The 17605-nt window shown below is 57.1% G+C and carries 15 protein-coding genes and 1 pseudogene; 8 read left to right on the plus strand and 8 right to left on the minus strand.

Annotation, left to right across the window (positions count from 1 at the left end; genetic code table 11):
• Positions 1 to 247, minus strand: a pseudogene (locus H043_RS28990) (IS30 family transposase); the annotation flags it as partial.
• Positions 248 to 808: 561 nt separating this feature from the next.
• On the opposite strand from H043_RS28990, the gene H043_RS0110080 reads away from it, so the two are divergent.
• Positions 809 to 1168 (plus strand): hypothetical protein, encoded by a 360-nt coding sequence (locus tag H043_RS0110080; protein ID WP_027611746.1) that lies wholly within the window; start codon positions 809 to 811, stop codon positions 1166 to 1168.
• Between the two features lie 66 nt (positions 1169 to 1234).
• Positions 1235 to 2482, plus strand: coding sequence for an MFS transporter (locus H043_RS0110085; RefSeq protein WP_027611747.1), 1248 nt, complete (start codon positions 1235 to 1237; stop codon positions 2480 to 2482).
• Between the two features lie 309 nt (positions 2483 to 2791).
• On the opposite strand, the gene H043_RS0110090 is transcribed toward H043_RS0110085, so the two are convergent.
• The 3 genes from H043_RS0110090 to H043_RS0110100 all read right to left on the minus strand — a co-directional run bounded on the left by H043_RS0110090 (position 2792) and on the right by H043_RS0110100 (position 5012).
• Positions 2792 to 3010 (minus strand): hypothetical protein, encoded by a 219-nt coding sequence (locus H043_RS0110090; protein WP_027611748.1) that lies wholly within the window; start codon positions 3008 to 3010, stop codon positions 2792 to 2794.
• Between the two features lie 220 nt (positions 3011 to 3230).
• The gene (locus H043_RS0110095) at positions 3231 to 3860 is read right to left on the minus strand and encodes a DUF3885 domain-containing protein (RefSeq protein ID WP_027611749.1); all 630 of its coding nucleotides are present in this window, start codon (positions 3858 to 3860) and stop codon (positions 3231 to 3233) included.
• A 234-nt stretch (positions 3861 to 4094) separates the two neighbouring features.
• Positions 4095 to 5012, minus strand: coding sequence for a LysR family transcriptional regulator (locus H043_RS0110100; RefSeq protein WP_027611750.1), 918 nt, complete (start codon positions 5010 to 5012; stop codon positions 4095 to 4097).
• A gap of 179 nt (positions 5013 to 5191) precedes the next feature.
• On the opposite strand from H043_RS0110100, the gene H043_RS0110105 reads away from it, so the two are divergent.
• Entirely contained in the window at positions 5192 to 5839 is a 648-nt protein-coding gene (locus tag H043_RS0110105) for a hydrolase (protein WP_027611751.1), read from the plus strand.
• A gap of 191 nt (positions 5840 to 6030) precedes the next feature.
• Here H043_RS0110105 and H043_RS0110110 read toward each other — a convergent pair whose 3' ends face one another.
• The 4 genes from H043_RS0110110 to H043_RS0110125 form a co-directional block, all read right to left on the minus strand.
• Positions 6031 to 7341 (minus strand): glycosyltransferase family 39 protein, encoded by a 1311-nt coding sequence (locus H043_RS0110110; protein ID WP_049827833.1) that lies wholly within the window; start codon positions 7339 to 7341, stop codon positions 6031 to 6033.
• Positions 7342 to 7622: 281 nt separating this feature from the next.
• A complete protein-coding gene (locus tag H043_RS28995) occupies positions 7623 to 10271 on the minus strand; it encodes an EAL domain-containing protein (RefSeq protein ID WP_049827834.1) in 2649 nt (882 codons plus the stop codon).
• Between the two features lie 168 nt (positions 10272 to 10439).
• On the minus strand, positions 10440 to 11378 hold the full coding sequence (locus tag H043_RS0110120) for an AraC family transcriptional regulator (RefSeq protein ID WP_027611753.1): 939 nt from the start codon (positions 11376 to 11378) through the stop codon (positions 10440 to 10442).
• A gap of 25 nt (positions 11379 to 11403) precedes the next feature.
• Positions 11404 to 12237 carry an oxidoreductase gene (locus H043_RS0110125; RefSeq protein WP_027611754.1) on the minus strand — a complete coding sequence of 278 codons (834 nt, stop codon included), beginning with the start codon at positions 12235 to 12237 and terminating at the stop codon, positions 11404 to 11406.
• 379 nt (positions 12238 to 12616) lie between these two features.
• On the opposite strand from H043_RS0110125, the gene H043_RS0110130 reads away from it, so the two are divergent.
• The 5 genes from H043_RS0110130 to H043_RS0110150 all read left to right on the plus strand — a co-directional run bounded on the left by H043_RS0110130 (position 12617) and on the right by H043_RS0110150 (position 17522).
• Positions 12617 to 13285: a GntR family transcriptional regulator gene (locus H043_RS0110130; RefSeq protein WP_027611755.1), complete on the plus strand. Its 669-nt coding sequence runs from the start codon at positions 12617 to 12619 to the stop codon at positions 13283 to 13285.
• Positions 13286 to 13364: 79 nt separating this feature from the next.
• Entirely contained in the window at positions 13365 to 14171 is an 807-nt protein-coding gene (locus tag H043_RS0110135; RefSeq protein ID WP_027611756.1) for an ABC transporter substrate-binding protein, read from the plus strand.
• 11 nt (positions 14172 to 14182) lie between these two features.
• A complete protein-coding gene (locus H043_RS0110140) occupies positions 14183 to 14959 on the plus strand; it encodes an amino acid ABC transporter permease (RefSeq protein ID WP_027611757.1) in 777 nt (258 codons plus the stop codon).
• A gap of 2 nt (positions 14960 to 14961) precedes the next feature.
• Positions 14962 to 15741, plus strand: coding sequence for an amino acid ABC transporter ATP-binding protein (locus H043_RS0110145; RefSeq protein ID WP_027611758.1), 780 nt, complete (start codon positions 14962 to 14964; stop codon positions 15739 to 15741).
• A 170-nt stretch (positions 15742 to 15911) separates the two neighbouring features.
• Positions 15912 to 17522, plus strand: a complete 1611-nt coding sequence (locus tag H043_RS0110150; protein WP_027611759.1) for a gamma-glutamyltransferase family protein — start codon at positions 15912 to 15914, stop codon at positions 17520 to 17522.
• The last annotated feature ends 83 nt before the right edge of the window (positions 17523 to 17605 follow it).

The following is a 17605-nucleotide window of genomic DNA, read 5'->3' on the forward strand; positions in this document are numbered from 1 at the left end:
AACGGATCGAGTTACCTGCCACCACGGCACGCGAAATCTCTTCACGCTCAGCCAACGTCAGCGCCAATCTGGATCTGCGGCGTACAGCGGGTCTGATACCGCCTGTTTCCGCCAAGATGCGCTGTATCGATGAATGGTTTCGATCAAATAGTTGGGCGATGTGCTGGAGAGAGTCGCCTTTCTGCCAGTGATCCCACATCAGTTTTTTCTGGCTTTCGGTGTAATAGATCCGAGGTCTCTGCTTCATCTGCAACACTCCTTCTGCTTACACAGAATTTAGTCGTGTTGCGTCGACCGGTTGAATCCACAGCCAGAAGGGGTCATTCAAAGGATGTTTGTCAGTCTCTAACTATTATTTCTGCACACTTTTTTTGCTTTATGGAGGTGCACCAAATAATTCATATGCGCTCCTTTTTGATGCTGTTGCAGCCACATCTCCACAATTAAAGGCTCCGTTGGTCGTGATTTATTTGCCAAAATTGTGCATAAAAAATAGTTTGACAGCGCAGTTTGGTTGAACATTAATTATCAGGGCGCTCAACTGGAATGTGAAACACACTCTGCTACGGTTCGTGTTTAAGGGTTGCTACTTCGTATTGAGCAGTTGTCGTCTCACGCTCTTCCCCCAAAATTGTAGATTTGACAGGGTAGCTCTCGCGGACGACTGTGATTTCGTATTTGTTCTGCTTGCCATATCTCTAGTGATCTCTTCCGAGAGTTTCCATGTTGGACCAATCCGCTTCTCGGATTGGAAGCTTCTGAAAGTAAGCGTGTTAATCACCCATCAAATACGTAGAGGCTAGCAAGAATGGAATCTCAAACGTACGAAGTTGTCATCGGCAATGAACGAAACCTGGATAAGCCAATAGTTGCTCTGACCAACTGTGAGGTTGCTTTTTCAAGCAAGGAAGAACTGGATCTATGCATTGTCGCGGTAATGGAGTCTGATGAGCGATTGGGTGCTCGACCGGTTGAGGCCGTTTTCTACGATTGGCAGCTTGCGACTGTGGTAAGGGGGTTGACCATGTTTTTCGGCGTAAGATGGTATGATCGAGAGTATTTCGAAAAGAATCGAGATATATACAAGAATAGAATGCACGGCCACCTCTTTTCTAAGTTTGGTGTGAGCGCAGAAAGCTTTAAAGTCAATCATTTTGTAGCAGGCTGATTCGTGTGAAGGGGTCGCCATGGCAGGGAGCTATAGCGGCCCCCATACGAAGAAGGAAATTATGAATTGAGTACATTCCGAACGTATCTATACCTGGAGTTATTGCTCTGGATCTACCTCGGATGTTGGAACACAACGCTGCCTCTGATTATTGTACAGCGGGGCAGCCTGTTTGAACTGGCTGTCTACGAAACAGCACTCGCATTCGCAGCGATAATTTCAATGTTGTGCTTTGCACCACGCGTTGAGTCGATGCGCCGTAGTACTGCTCTTAAGGCAGGTTGTATTGTAATCTTGTTTGCCAGTGCATTGCGGTACCTATTTGCCTCTAACTGGTATTCGCTTGACGCCCTGATTCTCATCGACGTTATTGCTGTAGCAGCATTTGGAGTGGTCCAGCCTCTTTTTGGCATCTATCCTGCTGAAACTGTTGATAAACATCAAACGAGTGCTGCATTTCGCATTCGGCGTATCGTTGTTACCGTGGGTAGGGTTGCGGGGCCTTTGTTAGCGGGCATTGTAATTGCGGTGTATTCATTGGACATCTCGCTACTTTTTTCTTCAATACTGGGACTGGTAGCCGTAGTAATAGCAATGGCTCTACCGATAAGTGAAGCCCCCACAAAGCCGAGATCAACATCACATCGTATTAATGAAATATTTCTTGGGCTTAAACTTAAATGCATTCTTCCGCCAGAACAATTTTTGACCTGTTCTGGGCTGCTACTTGGTTTGACCGTCACGGCGATCGTGCCGATGCTGGTTCCAACACTTACACATACTCGCAATCTTGCGGAAGGCAGTGCAGGCCTGTTGAATGCTGTCTTCGCGAGTGGAGCTATTGCAGGCTTGTTAATTTTGAGCCCAATTATTGCTAAAAGACAAAATCAGCGCAAAAAGTATCTTGGATGTTGGTCGTTGCTGACTTTTTCACTTTGCGCGACGACGCAAAGCGACGAAGTTTGGCTATTGATTCCTTGGCTATTTTTCGCGGGGGCGGCCAGTGCTTGTATTACCTTGATCGGAATGGATAAAAGAGTTATGTCTATACCTTCGGGTGCACGCGTAAGATTGATGGCGTCCACGTTGGTTATTAGTCAGTTGGGAAGCTCGGTTTCATTCGTGATAACTGGCGCAATCATGTCTAAATTCGGCACGGCGAGTCTGGTATGGCTGTATCTGGGAGTGTTTGCAGTTATCGTTTTATACTCCATGCGTTCAAAAGAGGTATGGCAATTCCTGGAGAATGATGCTGAGGTGGAGCTGTATTATCAAAATAAACATCCCAAGCTCGCGGCAGTTATGGCTACATGATATAGGCTTCAGGTAAATGGAAGGGTTTATTGTAAAATATCAAGGGATTGTGGTTGCTCGTGTGCGTCATACAAACATGACCTTACCGTGATAGGCGCTCCATCGAGTAAAGGGCGTATTGCAGGTCTAGGACAGCTCTTGTAGGGATGGGGGTGTCGACTAGGCGTCGGGCACCTCATATAGGTTGGAAGAGAGGCAGATACTACACAGATGCCAATACGTCCGCTTCTGGCCCAGAGTGTGTAAAAACGCTTGATCCCCTCTCGGTCTTCAAGGCTGACCCTGCTCTCGCGAAACGCGGGGTCGAAGTTATCTGATTTGGAACAGGCGGGAGATCGCGGTTATGGCCTTGTCTCCGTCAGTTTCATAGAGACCGAACAGGCGCGTTTGGTCGCTCAGACGATGAAGCCGAAAATGGTTATAGAACGCTTGGCCTAAGCGCTGATTATCGAATACACCGCGTTCCCAAAGAGTTAAAAACTCTTGATACGCAGCGCGCTCAATTTCCAGTCTCGGCATGCTTTCCATGTACACATCCATTTATGTCAGCGATGACCGAATCCTACTGACGCAGGACAGATGCGGCAATGCGTGTTTGGGGGCGATTTTTAATCATCCGAGCTGGCTTTGGAGTTTTTACACACTCTGGACAGGTTCCTGCCCTTCGTGACAGGCAGCAAACGACACAAAGGAGACGGTTTCCATGTGGGCTGTGGGCATGGTTTCAGCTCCAATGTGAGCAATAAGGCTAGTACGCAGGCCCTGAAAATGTGGTGTCCATCGTGTGTCGGTCGTAATCCAGCAGGTATGTATGATGGAGACGATACAGCTGTAAAAGCAGATTTTTGTTGGGGCCGACCACATCCATACCTCTGTCGTCGTAGGGGAAAACCATGACATGTTTCTTCAAATTGAAGAGGTACAAAATGCAGTTGGGTTTAGGCTGAATTGCGGAAAAGTCCCTAGCCAAGGCACACCAAAGAAATGTTTGAAGCAGGGTGGCGGGTGCTTCAAAGGCGATGTTGATCCAATACTCCGGCTCTTTTTCGCAAAACCATTCCTCCGGATCTATTTCCTCACTCCAGACTGAGCATTCCGTGGGTATGTTAATGTCTGCAGATCGAAGAGCGCGAATCAGGGGCCGATGAGCAAATCGGTTGATGCCAGAATGAACGCGCAGACAAGCAACAAGCGTCGCGTCATCAAGGAAGATATCGCTGCAGATCTTTGCTGATTTTCGTAGTGCTGTTAGAAATTGCTCAATCACTCCGCCAGTTTCAGAGAGCTCAAAACGCAGACCTCCTGGATAGGTATAGAAAAGTGGCCTGGCAAATGCTTTACCCTCGAAGATCCTTTCAATTTCAACTTGTAGATTCACTTGATCCCTTCATGGCTAATAGCCCGACTCCATAGCTTGGGCGGTGCAGACGGATATTACTGTATACGTTAGATCTGAGCTAAACCGCGATCGTCCTTTATTGGCCGATTGCTGTCTGTGCCTACGGGCAGCTTCCGGTCGGAAGACGACACTCGCGAGTGACCGCTTTCCCATAGCGGCCCTGCGCGAATGGCAGATAAAGAGGAATGTCTGTCGCTCTCGCTTAGCCCAACCTCATGCCAGCGCATCATCCTGATGTGACAGCGGCTGCACCGCCAGGTGTGGCGTTTCGCCGAAGAACTCGATCAGCAGTTCAGTGAGCACACGAATTTTGCGCGCAGGGTGCGGACCCGGCGGGCGGAGGATGTAGGCACCGGCCGGAGGGGGAGGATGGTTTGTCATGATCGGCACCAGTGCGCCGGATGCCACGTGTTCATGGGTGAGGCAGTCGGGCAGGTAGGCGACACCCAGGCCTGCGGTCGCGGCGGCGACCAGGGCGATGCCGTTGTCGGCTTTGAAGCGGCCTTGCGGACGAACCGTGATGACTTTGTCGCCATCCATGAATTGCCAGGCTTCGGTGCCCTGCATGAGCGCCTGATGGGCAATCAGTTCATCCGGCGTCTGGGGTTCTCCATGCGCGTTGATGTAGGCGGGGCTCGCGACGAGCTTGGCGTAGACCGGGCCAATCCGTCTGGCGATCAGATTGGAGTCCTGCATATAGCCCACCCGGATGGCGCAATCGTAGCCCTCGGCAATGAGGTCAACGAAGCGATCGCTGTAACAGGTCTGGATGTGCAGCTGCGGATGCCGACGCGCCATTTCTGCCAGCATCGGGGCGAAGTGACTCTGGCCGAACGACAGCGGCACGGCCACGCGCAAGCGGCCGCGGAGGGCGCCGGCGGGCAGGATCGTTTCCTTGGCGATGTCGATCTCGGTGCAAACCCTGGCGGCGTAGTCCCGGAACGTCGCACCGGCCTCGGTAAGCGCCGCCCCGCGAGTGGAGCGTGCCAGCAATTGCACACCCAATTCGGTTTCAAGCCGAGCCAGGCGGCGGCTGACGATCGATTTCGACACGCCAAGACGCAGAGCCGCCTGCGAAATGCCCCCGGCATCAGCCACTTCCACGAAGGTCTGCAGTTCTTCGATATCCACGCTTGCGTTCCTCTTTTCGCGACACAGCACGTCGCGCAATGCTACTACTGCGTCGAACATGGGAACAGCACAATGGATTTTCCGGGCATGGCGTCATTCGCACGTGTCTCGGAACCCATCACCCGCACAGGCTCCGGCCTGATTCACAAACGTGCGTCACCCATGAAAAGGATTTGCCAATGGCAAGCGAGACTCTCCGCAACCCCCATACCGATCAGCTACTGACCCCGGAAAACTCGGCGTTGATCATCATCGATTATCAGCCGGTTCAGGTTTCTTCGATCCGCTCGATGCCGCGTGATGAACTCGTCTTCAACATAACCAGCGTCGCGAAGGCGGCGGTCAACTACAACCTTCCGATCATCCACTCGACAGTCAATGTCGCGACCGGCCGCAACAAGCCGCCGATCCAGGAGCTGCAACAGGTGCTCGGCCATCTTCCGACCTACGACCGCACATCGATCAACAGTTGGGAGGACACGCAATTCAAGCAGGCAGTCAAGGCGCTCGGGCGCAAAAAGCTGATCATGACTGCACTCTGGACCGAAGCGTGCCTGACATTCCCGGTGCTCGACGCGATCCAGGAAGGTTATGACGTTTATGTGCCGGTCGATGCGGTCGGCGGCACATCGCTCGCCGCGCACGAGGCGGCGTTGCGCAGAATGGAACAGGCGGGGGCGAAGCTCATCAGCCGGGTGCAAATGTACTGCGAACTACAGCGCGACTGGGCGCGAGAAGTAACCGTACCGGGCTTTCTGGGCGTATTCGAGAACTTCGACGGGTTCAACGCTGAAAAAGCGCTGGAAGAAGCGGACAACAAGGCTTGATTAGCGGGCAGTGGATGAAGGTGTCGCTCGCGAAAGCGGGCGGCACCTTTATTTTTTTCCTGCTGCAAACGACTGCTTTTGCGCAGGGCCCTGCCGCCGATTCAGTACCCTGAATGCGTCATGACTCTGTCAGATATCAACATGTGAATACTGGACAGTCGTGTCGCTTACTCATGAATCAGGAAGAGGCTTCACCAAAACCAATACGGCAGAAACTTCGGTGTGGGTTCGATCATGAGTTCCAGGTGGTAGGTGATCGGGTTGAAGAAAAACATATCCAGTATCAGAAATGCCGCTACGCCAAACGACAGCGTCATGAACTCGCGATAGGGATGCTCGGCGAAGTACTGGTGTTTGCCATGGTAGAAGCTCAGCAGCGCAGATAATCCCAAGGTTACGCCCAGGTAGTTGGGCTGTAACGGAACATCGGCGAAGTTGTTGTAGACCAGCACCGCCACCAGCATCCCCAACCCCAGCATGGGCAACTTCAGGCAGAAGTTCAGCAGGCCGTTTTTGGCGCGGATCAAGGCGGCTTCCTTGCTGACGAAGAGGTAAGCGGCCAGCAGCGAAATGGCCGGGGTGATTGCGAGGATGTAGCGCGCTTTCTTCGAACTGGGAATAGTGAACAGCACCAGCAGCACCAACAGCCACCCGCTCAGATACAGCAGCAGGTCGATGTCTTTATCGCGGGTCGAGCGGAAGAACAGTTTGTACTTCTTGAGAATTACATTAATGGCGTAAAACACCGTGATGCCGTAGGTAAACAGGCCTGCGGAGAAGTAGAAGTAATAGCGTGGCGCGTGGTCGGAACCGAAGCGTCCGATGCCTTGCATGTTCAGCACTTCCTCAAGGAACGCTTGCCCCCCTTGCAAGTAGGCGGCCCATGCCAGCAGCGCAACGCCAACAGTCAGAATTACGCCCGAGAGCAATGAAAATAGCAGCAACATGCGCCACTGCCGGCTCAGCAAGTAATAAGCGCCAATGACAGTCGCGGGCCCGATCAAGCCAATAGGCCCACGAAAGGCGAAACCCAGTGCCAGGCCGAGGTACAGCAATGCAAGGCGACGCGGGTCCTTTTTTATATCGGCCGCATAGGCAAAGTAGAAGCACATCACCGTTAACAGCGCCGGATAGATATCCAGTGCCAGTGAGTTGACGCCGTCAAGAAAAGCCCAGGTGAGCAGGCTGAAAAGAACGCCATACGCGCCCCATTTCTTGCTGTGCAACGCGCCCAGCCGATAAATGAATACCAGCATCAGCGACGCGGCCACGCAGGATGGAAAACCCATTGAAAGAATGGACACCCGGCCGAACGGCAAGGAAACCAGATAGACCAACAGGGTATTGAGAACCGTATAGTCGGGATAAGGCTTGAGGTCGTCGGCAATCGGGAACAGTGTGATGCCGTGCAGCAACATGTACTCGGCAAAGTCGACAAAACGTGTTGTGTAGTTCAGGACAGCGGGTTTGTACTGCATTGCCATGAACACGGCCAGTGTCATGAAAAAAATGCTCAGGCATGGATTTCTTGTAATCAGTCCTTTCAACAACACTGCCCGCCAAGTGCGTTCTACAACAAGCGGGGCCTCATATCGATCCATCGTTAATCCCTTGCTGCAGTTGTTCTTTTCGCCCGCAATTCTGGAAGCCAGATAAAGCCGCAAGTGAAGTTGTGATTTTCGCGAGATTGAATTCGACCCTAACCCACGGCAAGGACTATTCCAGCATGACGGCCCTAAACACACCCTGAACAAAACTAATTAAAGTCAGAAAGAAAACCTCATTAACGAAGCGTGTCGAGCCGGGCTTTCTGCATTTCATTACTGATTGTTGACAACGGATGATCTGCCGGCACGGCCCTGGCGCTTTTCAACAATTGCGCAAACGCGCCCTTGTCGATCGGCCGGCTCATGAAGTAGCCCTGCACCTCGTTGCATTGATCCTTGCCGAGAATCTCCAGTTGCTCCTCGGTTTCCACGCCTTCGGCGGTGACGGTCAGGCCCATGGCTTTGCCCAGGCCGATGATCGCCTGCACCACGGCGCGATCGTTGGCGCCGTTGCTGATCGAGGCGATGAAGCGCTTGTCGATCTTGATCCCGTCAAACGGGTAGGCGCGCAGGTAGCCGAGGGACGAATAGCCGGTGCCGAAGTCGTCCATGTTCAGCCGCACCCCGAGTTGCTTCAGCGCATTCATCGTGGCCAGCGCACCGTCGGTGTCGACGAGCATCACGTTTTCGGTGATTTCCAGTTCCAGGCGACTGGCCGGGAAACGGGTCTGGATCAGCGCTTCGCGCACGTCTTCGACGACATCGCTGAGGGCAAACTGCGCCGGCGACAGATTGACCGAGAGCAGAATGTCCGACGGCCAGCTCAGTGCGGTTTCACAGGCTTCACGCAATACCCAGCGGCCCAGCGCCACGATCAGGTCGGTCTGTTCCGCCAGGCCGATGAACACGTCCGGCCCCAGCAGGCCCTTGGTCGGATGCTGCCAGCGCACCAATGCCTCGACCGAGACGATGTGCTTGCCGTCGACGGTGTAGCGCGGCTGGTAATGCAGGATGAATTCGTCGTTCTTCAACGCGCCACGCAAATCGCTTTCCATTTGCCGGCGGGTCTGGATCTGGTCGTTCATGTGCGCTTCGAAATAGCACCAGGTGTTCTTGCCCTCGGACTTGGCCTGATACAGCGCGATGTCGGCGCAACGGATCAACTCGCTGGGCACGAAACCCTGACGGCGGCTCAGGGCGATGCCGATGCTGGCCCCGACGTGCAGCGGATGGTGCTCGAATACCATCGGTTGATGCAGGCTCTCGACCAGCCGGGTACAAAAGCGGTCGACCTCTTGCCGAGTGTCCATACCATTGAGCACCACGACGAATTCGTCACCGCCCAGGCGCGCGACGATGTCGAGCTCACGGGTGCATTCGCGCAGGCGACTGGCGACTTCCTGCAACACCGCATCACCGGCCGGATGGCCGAGCGAGTCGTTGATCGGCTTGAAGTTGTCCAGATCGATCACCAGCAACGACAGTGGCGGGGCATGCTCTTTGAGCAGCAGCGCGTCATCCAGATAACGCGACAACTGATTGCGATTGGGCAGGCCGGTCAAGGCGTCGTGCATCGACAGGTGCTGGATCTGCGCATGGGCAGCGACTTCGTCGGTGATGTCACTGGCGGTGCCGCGATAGCCGACCACGCTTTGTTTCTCGATGATCGGCCGCGCTGAGAGCCGACAGTGGCGTTGCTGCCCGGCGTGATCGCGGTAGGTGCAGCGCAGGTCGCTGGCATTGCTGTCTTCGGTGAGTTTTTTCAGCCACAGCTCCAGCGGCGTAGTATCGCAGGACACCAGTTGCCCGATGCCTTGCCCCAGCCACTCGGTTTGCGGATAACCGGTCACCTCGCTGAAGCGCGCCGAGAGATAGGTCAGGCGCAGCTGGTTGTCGACTTCCCAGATCCAGTCCGATGCGGCTTCGGCCACGGCGCGAAAGCGTTCTTCACTGGCTTCCAGCGCGTGGTTGGCCGCCTCCAGCGCCTGATTCGAGGTCTTCAACGTGCTGAAACTCTGATCGACGTAGGTCGACGATCGCACGGCGTGACGCAGGAAATAGGCGGTCAACAGCATCAGCACGGCCAGCACACCGCCGAGCGTTGGCAGCAATGACCACAACAATTGCTGCCCGGGGCGCTTCAGATCTGCCGTCATGCTGAAACCGGTACTGTCCAGCGGCACGCGTGGTTGCTCCCCGGTGAGCTGTTCATCCGGCATCAGAGTCAGGTTGTTCAGGCCATAGGCCACGCCAAGCGCTTGCAGTTTGGCCGGTGTCAGCTTGTCGACGAATACCAGCACCGACGTCTGTTGCGGATCGCCCACCGGGCGCTCATCGTTGGGCAGAATGGCCGCCGCCGTGACCAGCGCCGGCCAGCCGTCGAACAGCGAGTAGGTGCTGACAGGCACAGTCAGCTCGGACTGGTTTTGCACCTGATCAATCAACGACGCGGCAGGCACCGCGAGCCAGTGCGCGATGTCCGCGTCTTCCTGCTGTCCCTGCACCACGGCGTATTTGGTGCGCTGCCGATCCAGCACGAACACGCCGTCATAACCGTCAGTGGTGAACAGGGTCTTGCCGATGTTCTGTTGGGTGTACGCCCAGTCGGTATCGACTTGGGTGTGCAGGTGCTCATAGGCGGTGGTCCAGTCAGCGTAACTGGTGATGTAGCTCTTTGAGGTGCTGATGCGGTTTTCCAGAGCGCGGGCCATGTAGAAACGGTTCTGCTCGACATCCTCGCGATCCAGGCGAGCGGCAATGCCGAGCAGGGTGCCGATAGCGGCAATCACCCCGACGATAAACAGCGTGCCTACCGCGAACGCCAGGCGGCGGGTGATTGCGCTTTGCTGAGGCGGAACAGGCGCAGCGGGAGCGAAGACATCCATATGTTCGTCCTTGATTCTCTGTCTGAATCATCTGGAACAGCGGCCCGCGTGCAATGTTCAATGTGTTTGCCGGGCTTGCACCGAGGCGGATTTCTCAAGCGTAGTGAATGCGCGGGGATTTTGCCTTGAGACTGCGACGGGCATGCGATGGCCGAGAGCGATTGGTGCTCAGTGCGAAGACACGTACAGGGAGGGCGTGGCGGACTGGGGCAGGGCATACGTGGCCTTCATCCACGCGACCTCAGCCAGCGGCGTGCGCCCGAAGAATCGCTTGAACTCGCGGCTGAACTGCGAGGCGCTTTCATAACCGACGTTGAACGCCGCCGTCGCGGCCGGTATGGCGCCACGCAGCATCAGCAAACGCGCCTGATGCAGGCGCGTGGCTTTGAGGTATTGCATCGGCGATGAGTCGGTGACGTTGCGAAAATGCACATGGAAGCTCGGAACGCTCATCCCGGCTTCCTCGGCGAGGGACTCGACATCCAGGCGTTGCTCATAGCTGCTGTGAATCCGCCGGATCGCCCGGCTGACCTTGCCGAAATGCCCTTGCTGCTGGAGCGCCGCACGCATCGAACCGCCCTGGGCACCGGTCAGGATCCGGTAGTAGATCTCCCGAACCAGTGCCGGTCCGAGGATCTGCGCGTCGCCCGGATCGCTCATCGCTTCGAGCAAACGCAGGGTCGAGGCGCGCAATGGATCATCCATCGGCGAGGCGTACATGCCCTTTGGCGAAGCGTCGCTGGGGCCGAACACCTCGTCGACCTGCAGCATCAACTCGCTGGCCAATTGCAGGTCGAGGCGCATATACACCGCCAGCATCGGCTCAGCCGCACTCGCCTCGGTTTCCATGGTGAACGGCACCGGCACCGATACCACCAGATAATGCTGGGCGTCATAGACGTAGACGTCATCGCCCAGATAGCCGCGCTTGCGCCCCTGACAGAGAATCACGATGCCCGGGTCATACAGCACCGGGGTGTTGCTCAGCGGCCGATTAGAACGCAGAAACCGCACGTCCTCCAGCGCACTGAGGTTGTAACCCTCCAGCGGCGCGAGCTGTTCAAGCAACTGCACCATGCGTGCGGTATACGGATCGGATGGACTCATGGGCATTGATCTCTTCGCCGGGGACTCAGCCATCGGTGGAGCGGGTCAGGGTTTCCCATTGCTCGATGTCGCTGAGACTGCGTTGCAGTTTATCGCGCACCAGATTCAGCGCATCGCTGCCCAATAGCAAGTGCGCGGGCGGTGCGGCGCTGGCGATCAGTTGCAGCATGGCCTGTGCAGCCTTGCGCGGATCGCCCAACTGCTTGCCGCTTTTCTCTTCGCGGGCCTTGCGCACCGGGTCGAAGCTGGCGTCATAGTCGGCAATGCTGCGCGCCGTGCGCTGCATCGAACGCCCGGCCCAATCGGTACGAAACGAGCCAGGTGCCACCGCCGTGACAAAAATGTTGAACGGCTGCAATTCCTTGCTCAGCGTATCGGAGAGCCCTTCGAGGGCAAACTTGCTCGAGCAGTAATAGGCAATACCGGGCATGGTGATGGTGCCGCCCATCGAGGTGATATTCAGAATGCGCCCGGCGCGCCGTTGCCGGAAATACGGCACGAACGCCTTGATCATCGCTGCCGCGCCGAACACGTTGACGTCGAACTGTCGCCGCATCTCTGCTAGTGGTGACTCCTCGAAAATGCCCTCATGACCGTAACCGGCGTTGTTCACCAGTACATCGACCGGACCCAGTGTGGCGTCGACGTCGGCGATCACCCCGTCGATGCGTTCGAAATCGGTGACGTCGAGCAACACCCCGTGTGCCCGATCCGCTGACAAGGCCTCGAACGACTTCAGATCGGCCTCGTTGCGCACGGTACCGATCACCCGGTGACCGGCGTTGATCGCTTCTTGCGCGAGCGCGCTGCCAAAGCCGCTGCTGACACCGGTGATGAATAAGGTTTTGCTGCTGTGCATGGCAAGCTCCGACAGATAGGTGAAACGACATGGTAGGCAGCGCGGCGTGGCAGGGGTATGCCGGTTTGTCTGGGAGGATTGCCTATTTCTATAGGCAGGCCCGCAAAGGAAGTTGTCCTTCAGCCCACAAAAAAGCGTCGCTCCTGGAGCGGCGCTGCCATTCAGTTGAGTGTTACTCAGCTACCAATCTGCACCTTTGCGGTGCTCGCCATGGGCGATCGGGTAGCACCGCTCGAGTCTTGCACGGCAGGGTCTTATCGCCGTTTTGCCGCTTAAATCATGCAAATCAAAAGCTTGGGCTGCACATGTGAAATCTGGCATGCATCGTGCTTTTTTGTATCCGTGGATAATTGGATACAAAAAGACAAAAGGTGCTGCCATGCAATTCGCTCCCGCCTACGACCAGCGTCAACCGATGACCGCCGAGGAAGAGGCCTACAACTTTCTGTTGGAAGGCATTTGCGGTGGTCGTTATCGCAAGGGCGACCGGTTGATCGCCGAGGACATCGCCAGTGAAATCGGCATGAGCCGCATGCCGGTGCGCGAAGCTTTTCGCCGCCTCGATGCGCAGGGCCTGGTGACGCTGCGGCCTAACCGCGGCGCGGTGGTCAGCGGTCTGGATGTCGAGCAAATGCATGAAGTGTTCGAAATGCGCAGCGCCCTGGAAGGGCTGGCGATTCGCATCGCCGTGCCCAAGATCAGCGAGCGTCAGTTGACCGCGCTGGAGCGGCTGCTCGATGAAATGGACGACTACCGCGAGGAGAGTGCGGCATGGGTCAGCCGCCATCGCAAGTTCCATGAATACCTGTGCAGCCTCAGCGATCGCCCACGGCTGCTCAAGCAGATCGGCGCCCTCTACTCAGTGATCGAAGCCCCCATGCGCCTTTGGCTGCAGCACATCGAAAAGCCCCTGAGTGCGCGCCAGGAACACCAGATGATCCTCGATGCAATTCGCGCCGGCGACGCCAGCAAGGCCGAAGCCGTGGTGCGCGAGCACATCGAAGGCACCGTCCCCGAACTGATCAAATTTTTGCAATCGGAAAAATAACCACAGAGCGGAACACGAGTCCGCCGATGTTTTGACTTTGAGTACTGCCCCGTTACTAACCGAACTGGAGTGTCTGGTCATGCATACGTCTCGCCTGTTATTGGCTGCAATATCCCTCGGACTCTGTACACAGTGGGCGCTTGCCGCACCCACGGTGCCGGAGCGTCTGGTCAAGGTCGACAAACTCACCTATTGCTCGGGCATGGATTCACCGCCGCTGGTGTCTTTCGATGAAGCGCAAAAGCCCAAAGGACTGACCGTCGACCTCGGCCTGGAAATCGCCAAGCGTCTGGGCGACAAGAAGGTCGATTGGCGGGTGATTCCATTCTCCGGATTGCTCCCGGCCTTGCTCGCCAGACAGTGCGACATGATCGTCGACCAGTTGTTCGACAAGCCCGAGCGCCGTGAGGTGATCGACATCGTCAACTACATGTATTCCAGCCAGGCGGTGGTGGTGCCCAAGGGCAATCCGAAGGCGCTGAAAACCCTTGCGGATCTCAGCGGGCACAAGATCGCGGTGCTGAACGGTTCGACCATCAAGACCCTGCTCGACACCGAAAATGAAAGCCTGAGCAAGGCCGGCAAGCCGCCGATGAAACTGGTGGTCTACAACACCGATACCGATGCCTTCCAGGCCCTGCGCATCAATCAGGTCGACGCTTACGGCACCACGGTGGAAACCGCCGGCTATTACGCGGCGATGGCCCCGGACCTGTTCGAGGAAGGCGTGCCAGCCTTCAGCCGGATCCTCACCGGGCTGGGCATTCGCAAGGACGATCCACAACTGAGCGCCGCCGTGCAGCAGATCATTTCCGACATGCGCAGCGACGGCAGCTACAACCAGCTCTTGAACAAGTGGCACGTCTCCAGCGACACACTCGATTGAGGTAAGCGTTGATGAACTTCAATTGGGATGTGTTCTGGCAGTACCTGTTGCAGCCAAGCGGCGTGTACCTCACCGGCCTGTGGCTGACGTGCCTGATCAGCGTGCTGGCGATGTTGCTAGGCTGTGTGCTGGGGCTGGCCGCCGCATTGTTGCGCTTATCGAAGAACCCTTTACTGCATCTGCCGGTGCGTTTTTATGTGTGGCTGATGCGCGGCACGCCGCTGCTGGTACAAATCGTCTTTCTCTACACCGCGCTGGCGGCGGGCGGGATTTTTCGCTTCGAAGACATCGAGCTGTTCGGGCTGGTGGTGCCCGGCAACATTCAGGCGGCAATCATTGCTCTGGGCCTCAACGAAGGCGCGTACATGGCCGAGATCATCCGCGCCGGGATCGGCGCCGTAGACAAGGGCCAGTACGAGGCCGGCCGTTCGCTGGGCATGACCTTCGCCAAACTGATGCGCCGCATCGTGCTGCCGCAGGCGTTCCGGGTGATCGTGCCGCCGCTGGGCAACGAGTTCAACGTGATGCTGAAAAACACCACACTGGTCAGCGTGATCGGCGTGCAAGAGCTGTTGCTCAGCACGCAGATGGTCACCTCGGCGACTTTTCGGGTGTTCGAGTTGTACCTGGTGGTGGCGATCTATTTCCTGTTGCTTACCACGCTGTGGGGCTTCTTTCAGCGCTGGCTGGAGAACCGCTTCGGCCAGTCCGACAGACCTTCTTCGCCGCCGCCGGCCTCCAGCCGGATGTTCGGTCGCAGCACTCTTAAACTGCTGAGGGGACGTTGATCATGGTGCAGCAAAGTGACGAGCTGATCATCGAGGCGCTGAACATTCACAAGGCCTTCGGTGATCTGCAGATTCTCAAAGGCATCTCGCTGCAAGTGCGACGCGGTGAAGTGGTGGTGCTGATCGGCGCCTCGGGTTCGGGCAAAACCACGTTTATCCGCTGCATCAATCTGCTTGAAGACATTCAGGGCGGAGAGATCCGGGTCAACGGCCAGCCCATGGGTTATCGCACCCGGGCGGACGGCAGTCTGGTGCGCGACTCGGAACGCAACATCGCTCGCCAACGCCGGGACATTGGCATGGTGTTCCAGCGCTTCAACCTGTTCCCGCACATGACCGCGCTGGAAAACATCATCGAAGCACCGATTCAGGTGTTGGGTGTGCCACGCCAGGCTGCGCTGGAGCAGGCGCGAGCCTTGCTCAAGCGAGTCGGTCTGGCGGACAAGGCCGGGCATTACCCCTCGATGCTTTCCGGCGGCCAGCAGCAACGGGTGGCGATCGCCCGAGCGCTGGCGATGAAACCCCAGGCGATGTTGTTCGACGAACCCACCAGCGCGCTCGACCCGGAAACCGTCGGCGAGGTTCTGCAGGTGATGAAGGAGCTGGCCGAGGAGGGCATGACCATGGTCGTGGTCACCCATGAAATGGGCTTTGCCCGCGAGGTGGCTGACCGGGTGGTGGTGCTCGATCAAGGTGAGCTGATCGAACAAGGCCCGCCGGAGCAGATTTTCAGCCGGCCCACCCATCCCCGTACCCAGGCCTTTCTCAGCCGCGTGCTGTGAATTTCACAAGGATATTGACGATGCGTTTATCGAGCTTGTTCGCGGCGCCGCAGCCCCGACACGTTGCAGATCTTCGAGAAGACCGTCGGAAAACATCCAGCGCCTGATCACCCGCGAAGGGAACCGGATCAAGTCCGGCCAATGAATTGCTGATTTGAAGAGCCTTTGCCATGTTGAAATTCTCTGCTCACGAATATCCCTATCCATCGCAACGCCAAAGCGTCTTCGCCCGTCGTGGCATGGTCGCTGCGTCTCAGCCACTTGCCGCGCAGGCCGGCATCGAGATGCTGCAGAAGGGTGGAAATGCAATCGACGCGGCCATCGCCACGGCGGCGGCACTGACCGTGGTCGAGCCTACTGGCTGCGGCCTGGGCGGTGATGCGTTTGCGCTGGTCTGGTTCAAGGATCAGCTGCATGGCCTCAATGCCAACGGCCATGCCCCGGCCGGTCTAAGCATCGAAGCGGTGAAGACGGCCGGCCATGAGCAAATGCCGTTGTATGGCTGGACGCCAGTGACGGTGCCCGGTTGCCCATCGGCCTGGGCCGAGCTGTCGCAACGCTTTGGCGTGTTGCCGTTCGCCGATTTGCTGCAACCGGCGATCAGTCTGGCCAGAGACGGTTTTCCCTTGTCGCCGGTGGTTGCCCATCAATGGCAGATCGCGTTGGATGAGTTCGGCCCGCATCGTGATGAGGTGCTGCAGGCCTGGTTCGATACGTTTTTGATTGACGGTCGCGCGCCCCAGGCCGGAGAGATTTTCCGTAACCCGGCGCAGGCGCGAACCCTTGAGGAGTTGGCCAGTACTCGTTGCGAGAGTTTGTATCGCGGCGCACTGGCGCAACGCCTGGATGCGCATTCACGAGCTACCGGCGGCTATCTGCGCGCCACGGATCTGGAGCATTACCGCGCGCAATGGGTCGAGCCGATTCACGTCAATTACCGTGGCGTGGATGTCTGGGAAATTCCACCGAGCGGGCAAGGCCTGGTTGCGCTGATGGCGCTGAAGATTCTTGAAGGCTTCGACTTCGATCACCGTGACAGCCAGCAGACCTGGCACCGGCAACTGGAGGCGATGAAGCTCGCCTACAGCGATGGCCTGCACTACATCACCGATCCGCTGCACATGCGCGTGGCCGTGGCCGATCTGTTGAGCGACGAATACAGCGCCCGCCGCCGCGCTCAGGTCGGCGAACAAGCGCAACCGCCGAAACCGGGCGATCCCCATGCCAGTGGCACGGTGTACCTGGCCACGGCGGACGGGCAGGGCAATATGGTGTCGTTCATCCAGAGCAATTATCACGGCTTCGGCTCAGGCGTGGTGCTGCCGGACAGCGGCATCGCCCTGCAGAACCGTGGCCAGGAATTCAGCCTGGATCCCGAGCATGCCAACGCGTTGGCGCCGGGGAAAAAGACCTTTCACACGATCATTCCCGGCTTCCTCACCAAGGACGGTCAGGCGTTGGGCCCGTTCGGTGTGATGGGCGGCTACATGCAGCCGCAGGGGCATGTGCAGATGGTGATGAACCTGGTGGATTTCGGCCTTAACCCGCAGTCGGCACTGGACGCGCCGCGCTGGCAATGGCTGGGTGGCATGAAGGTCGGCATCGAGCAGGGCGCTTCACGGGATCTGGCCAATGCGTTGGCGCGTTGCGGGCACGAGGTGCAGATCGCCAGTGACCTGACGGATTACGGCAGAGGACAGATTATTCTGCGTGATCCAGTGACGGGTGTGCTGTGTGGCGGGACTGAGCCGCGGGCGGATTCGCATATCGCAGTCTGGTAGAGACGGCAGGCACTCGTCAGGTCGGGAGCACACACTTTTTCACAAAGACCTCCCGGGATCCAATCGGTGGCAGAATCTCCCTG

This window comes from Pseudomonas sp. URIL14HWK12:I6 (assembly GCF_000514195.1).
In the GTDB taxonomy this organism is placed as follows: domain Bacteria; phylum Pseudomonadota; class Gammaproteobacteria; order Pseudomonadales; family Pseudomonadaceae; genus Aquipseudomonas; species Aquipseudomonas putida_A.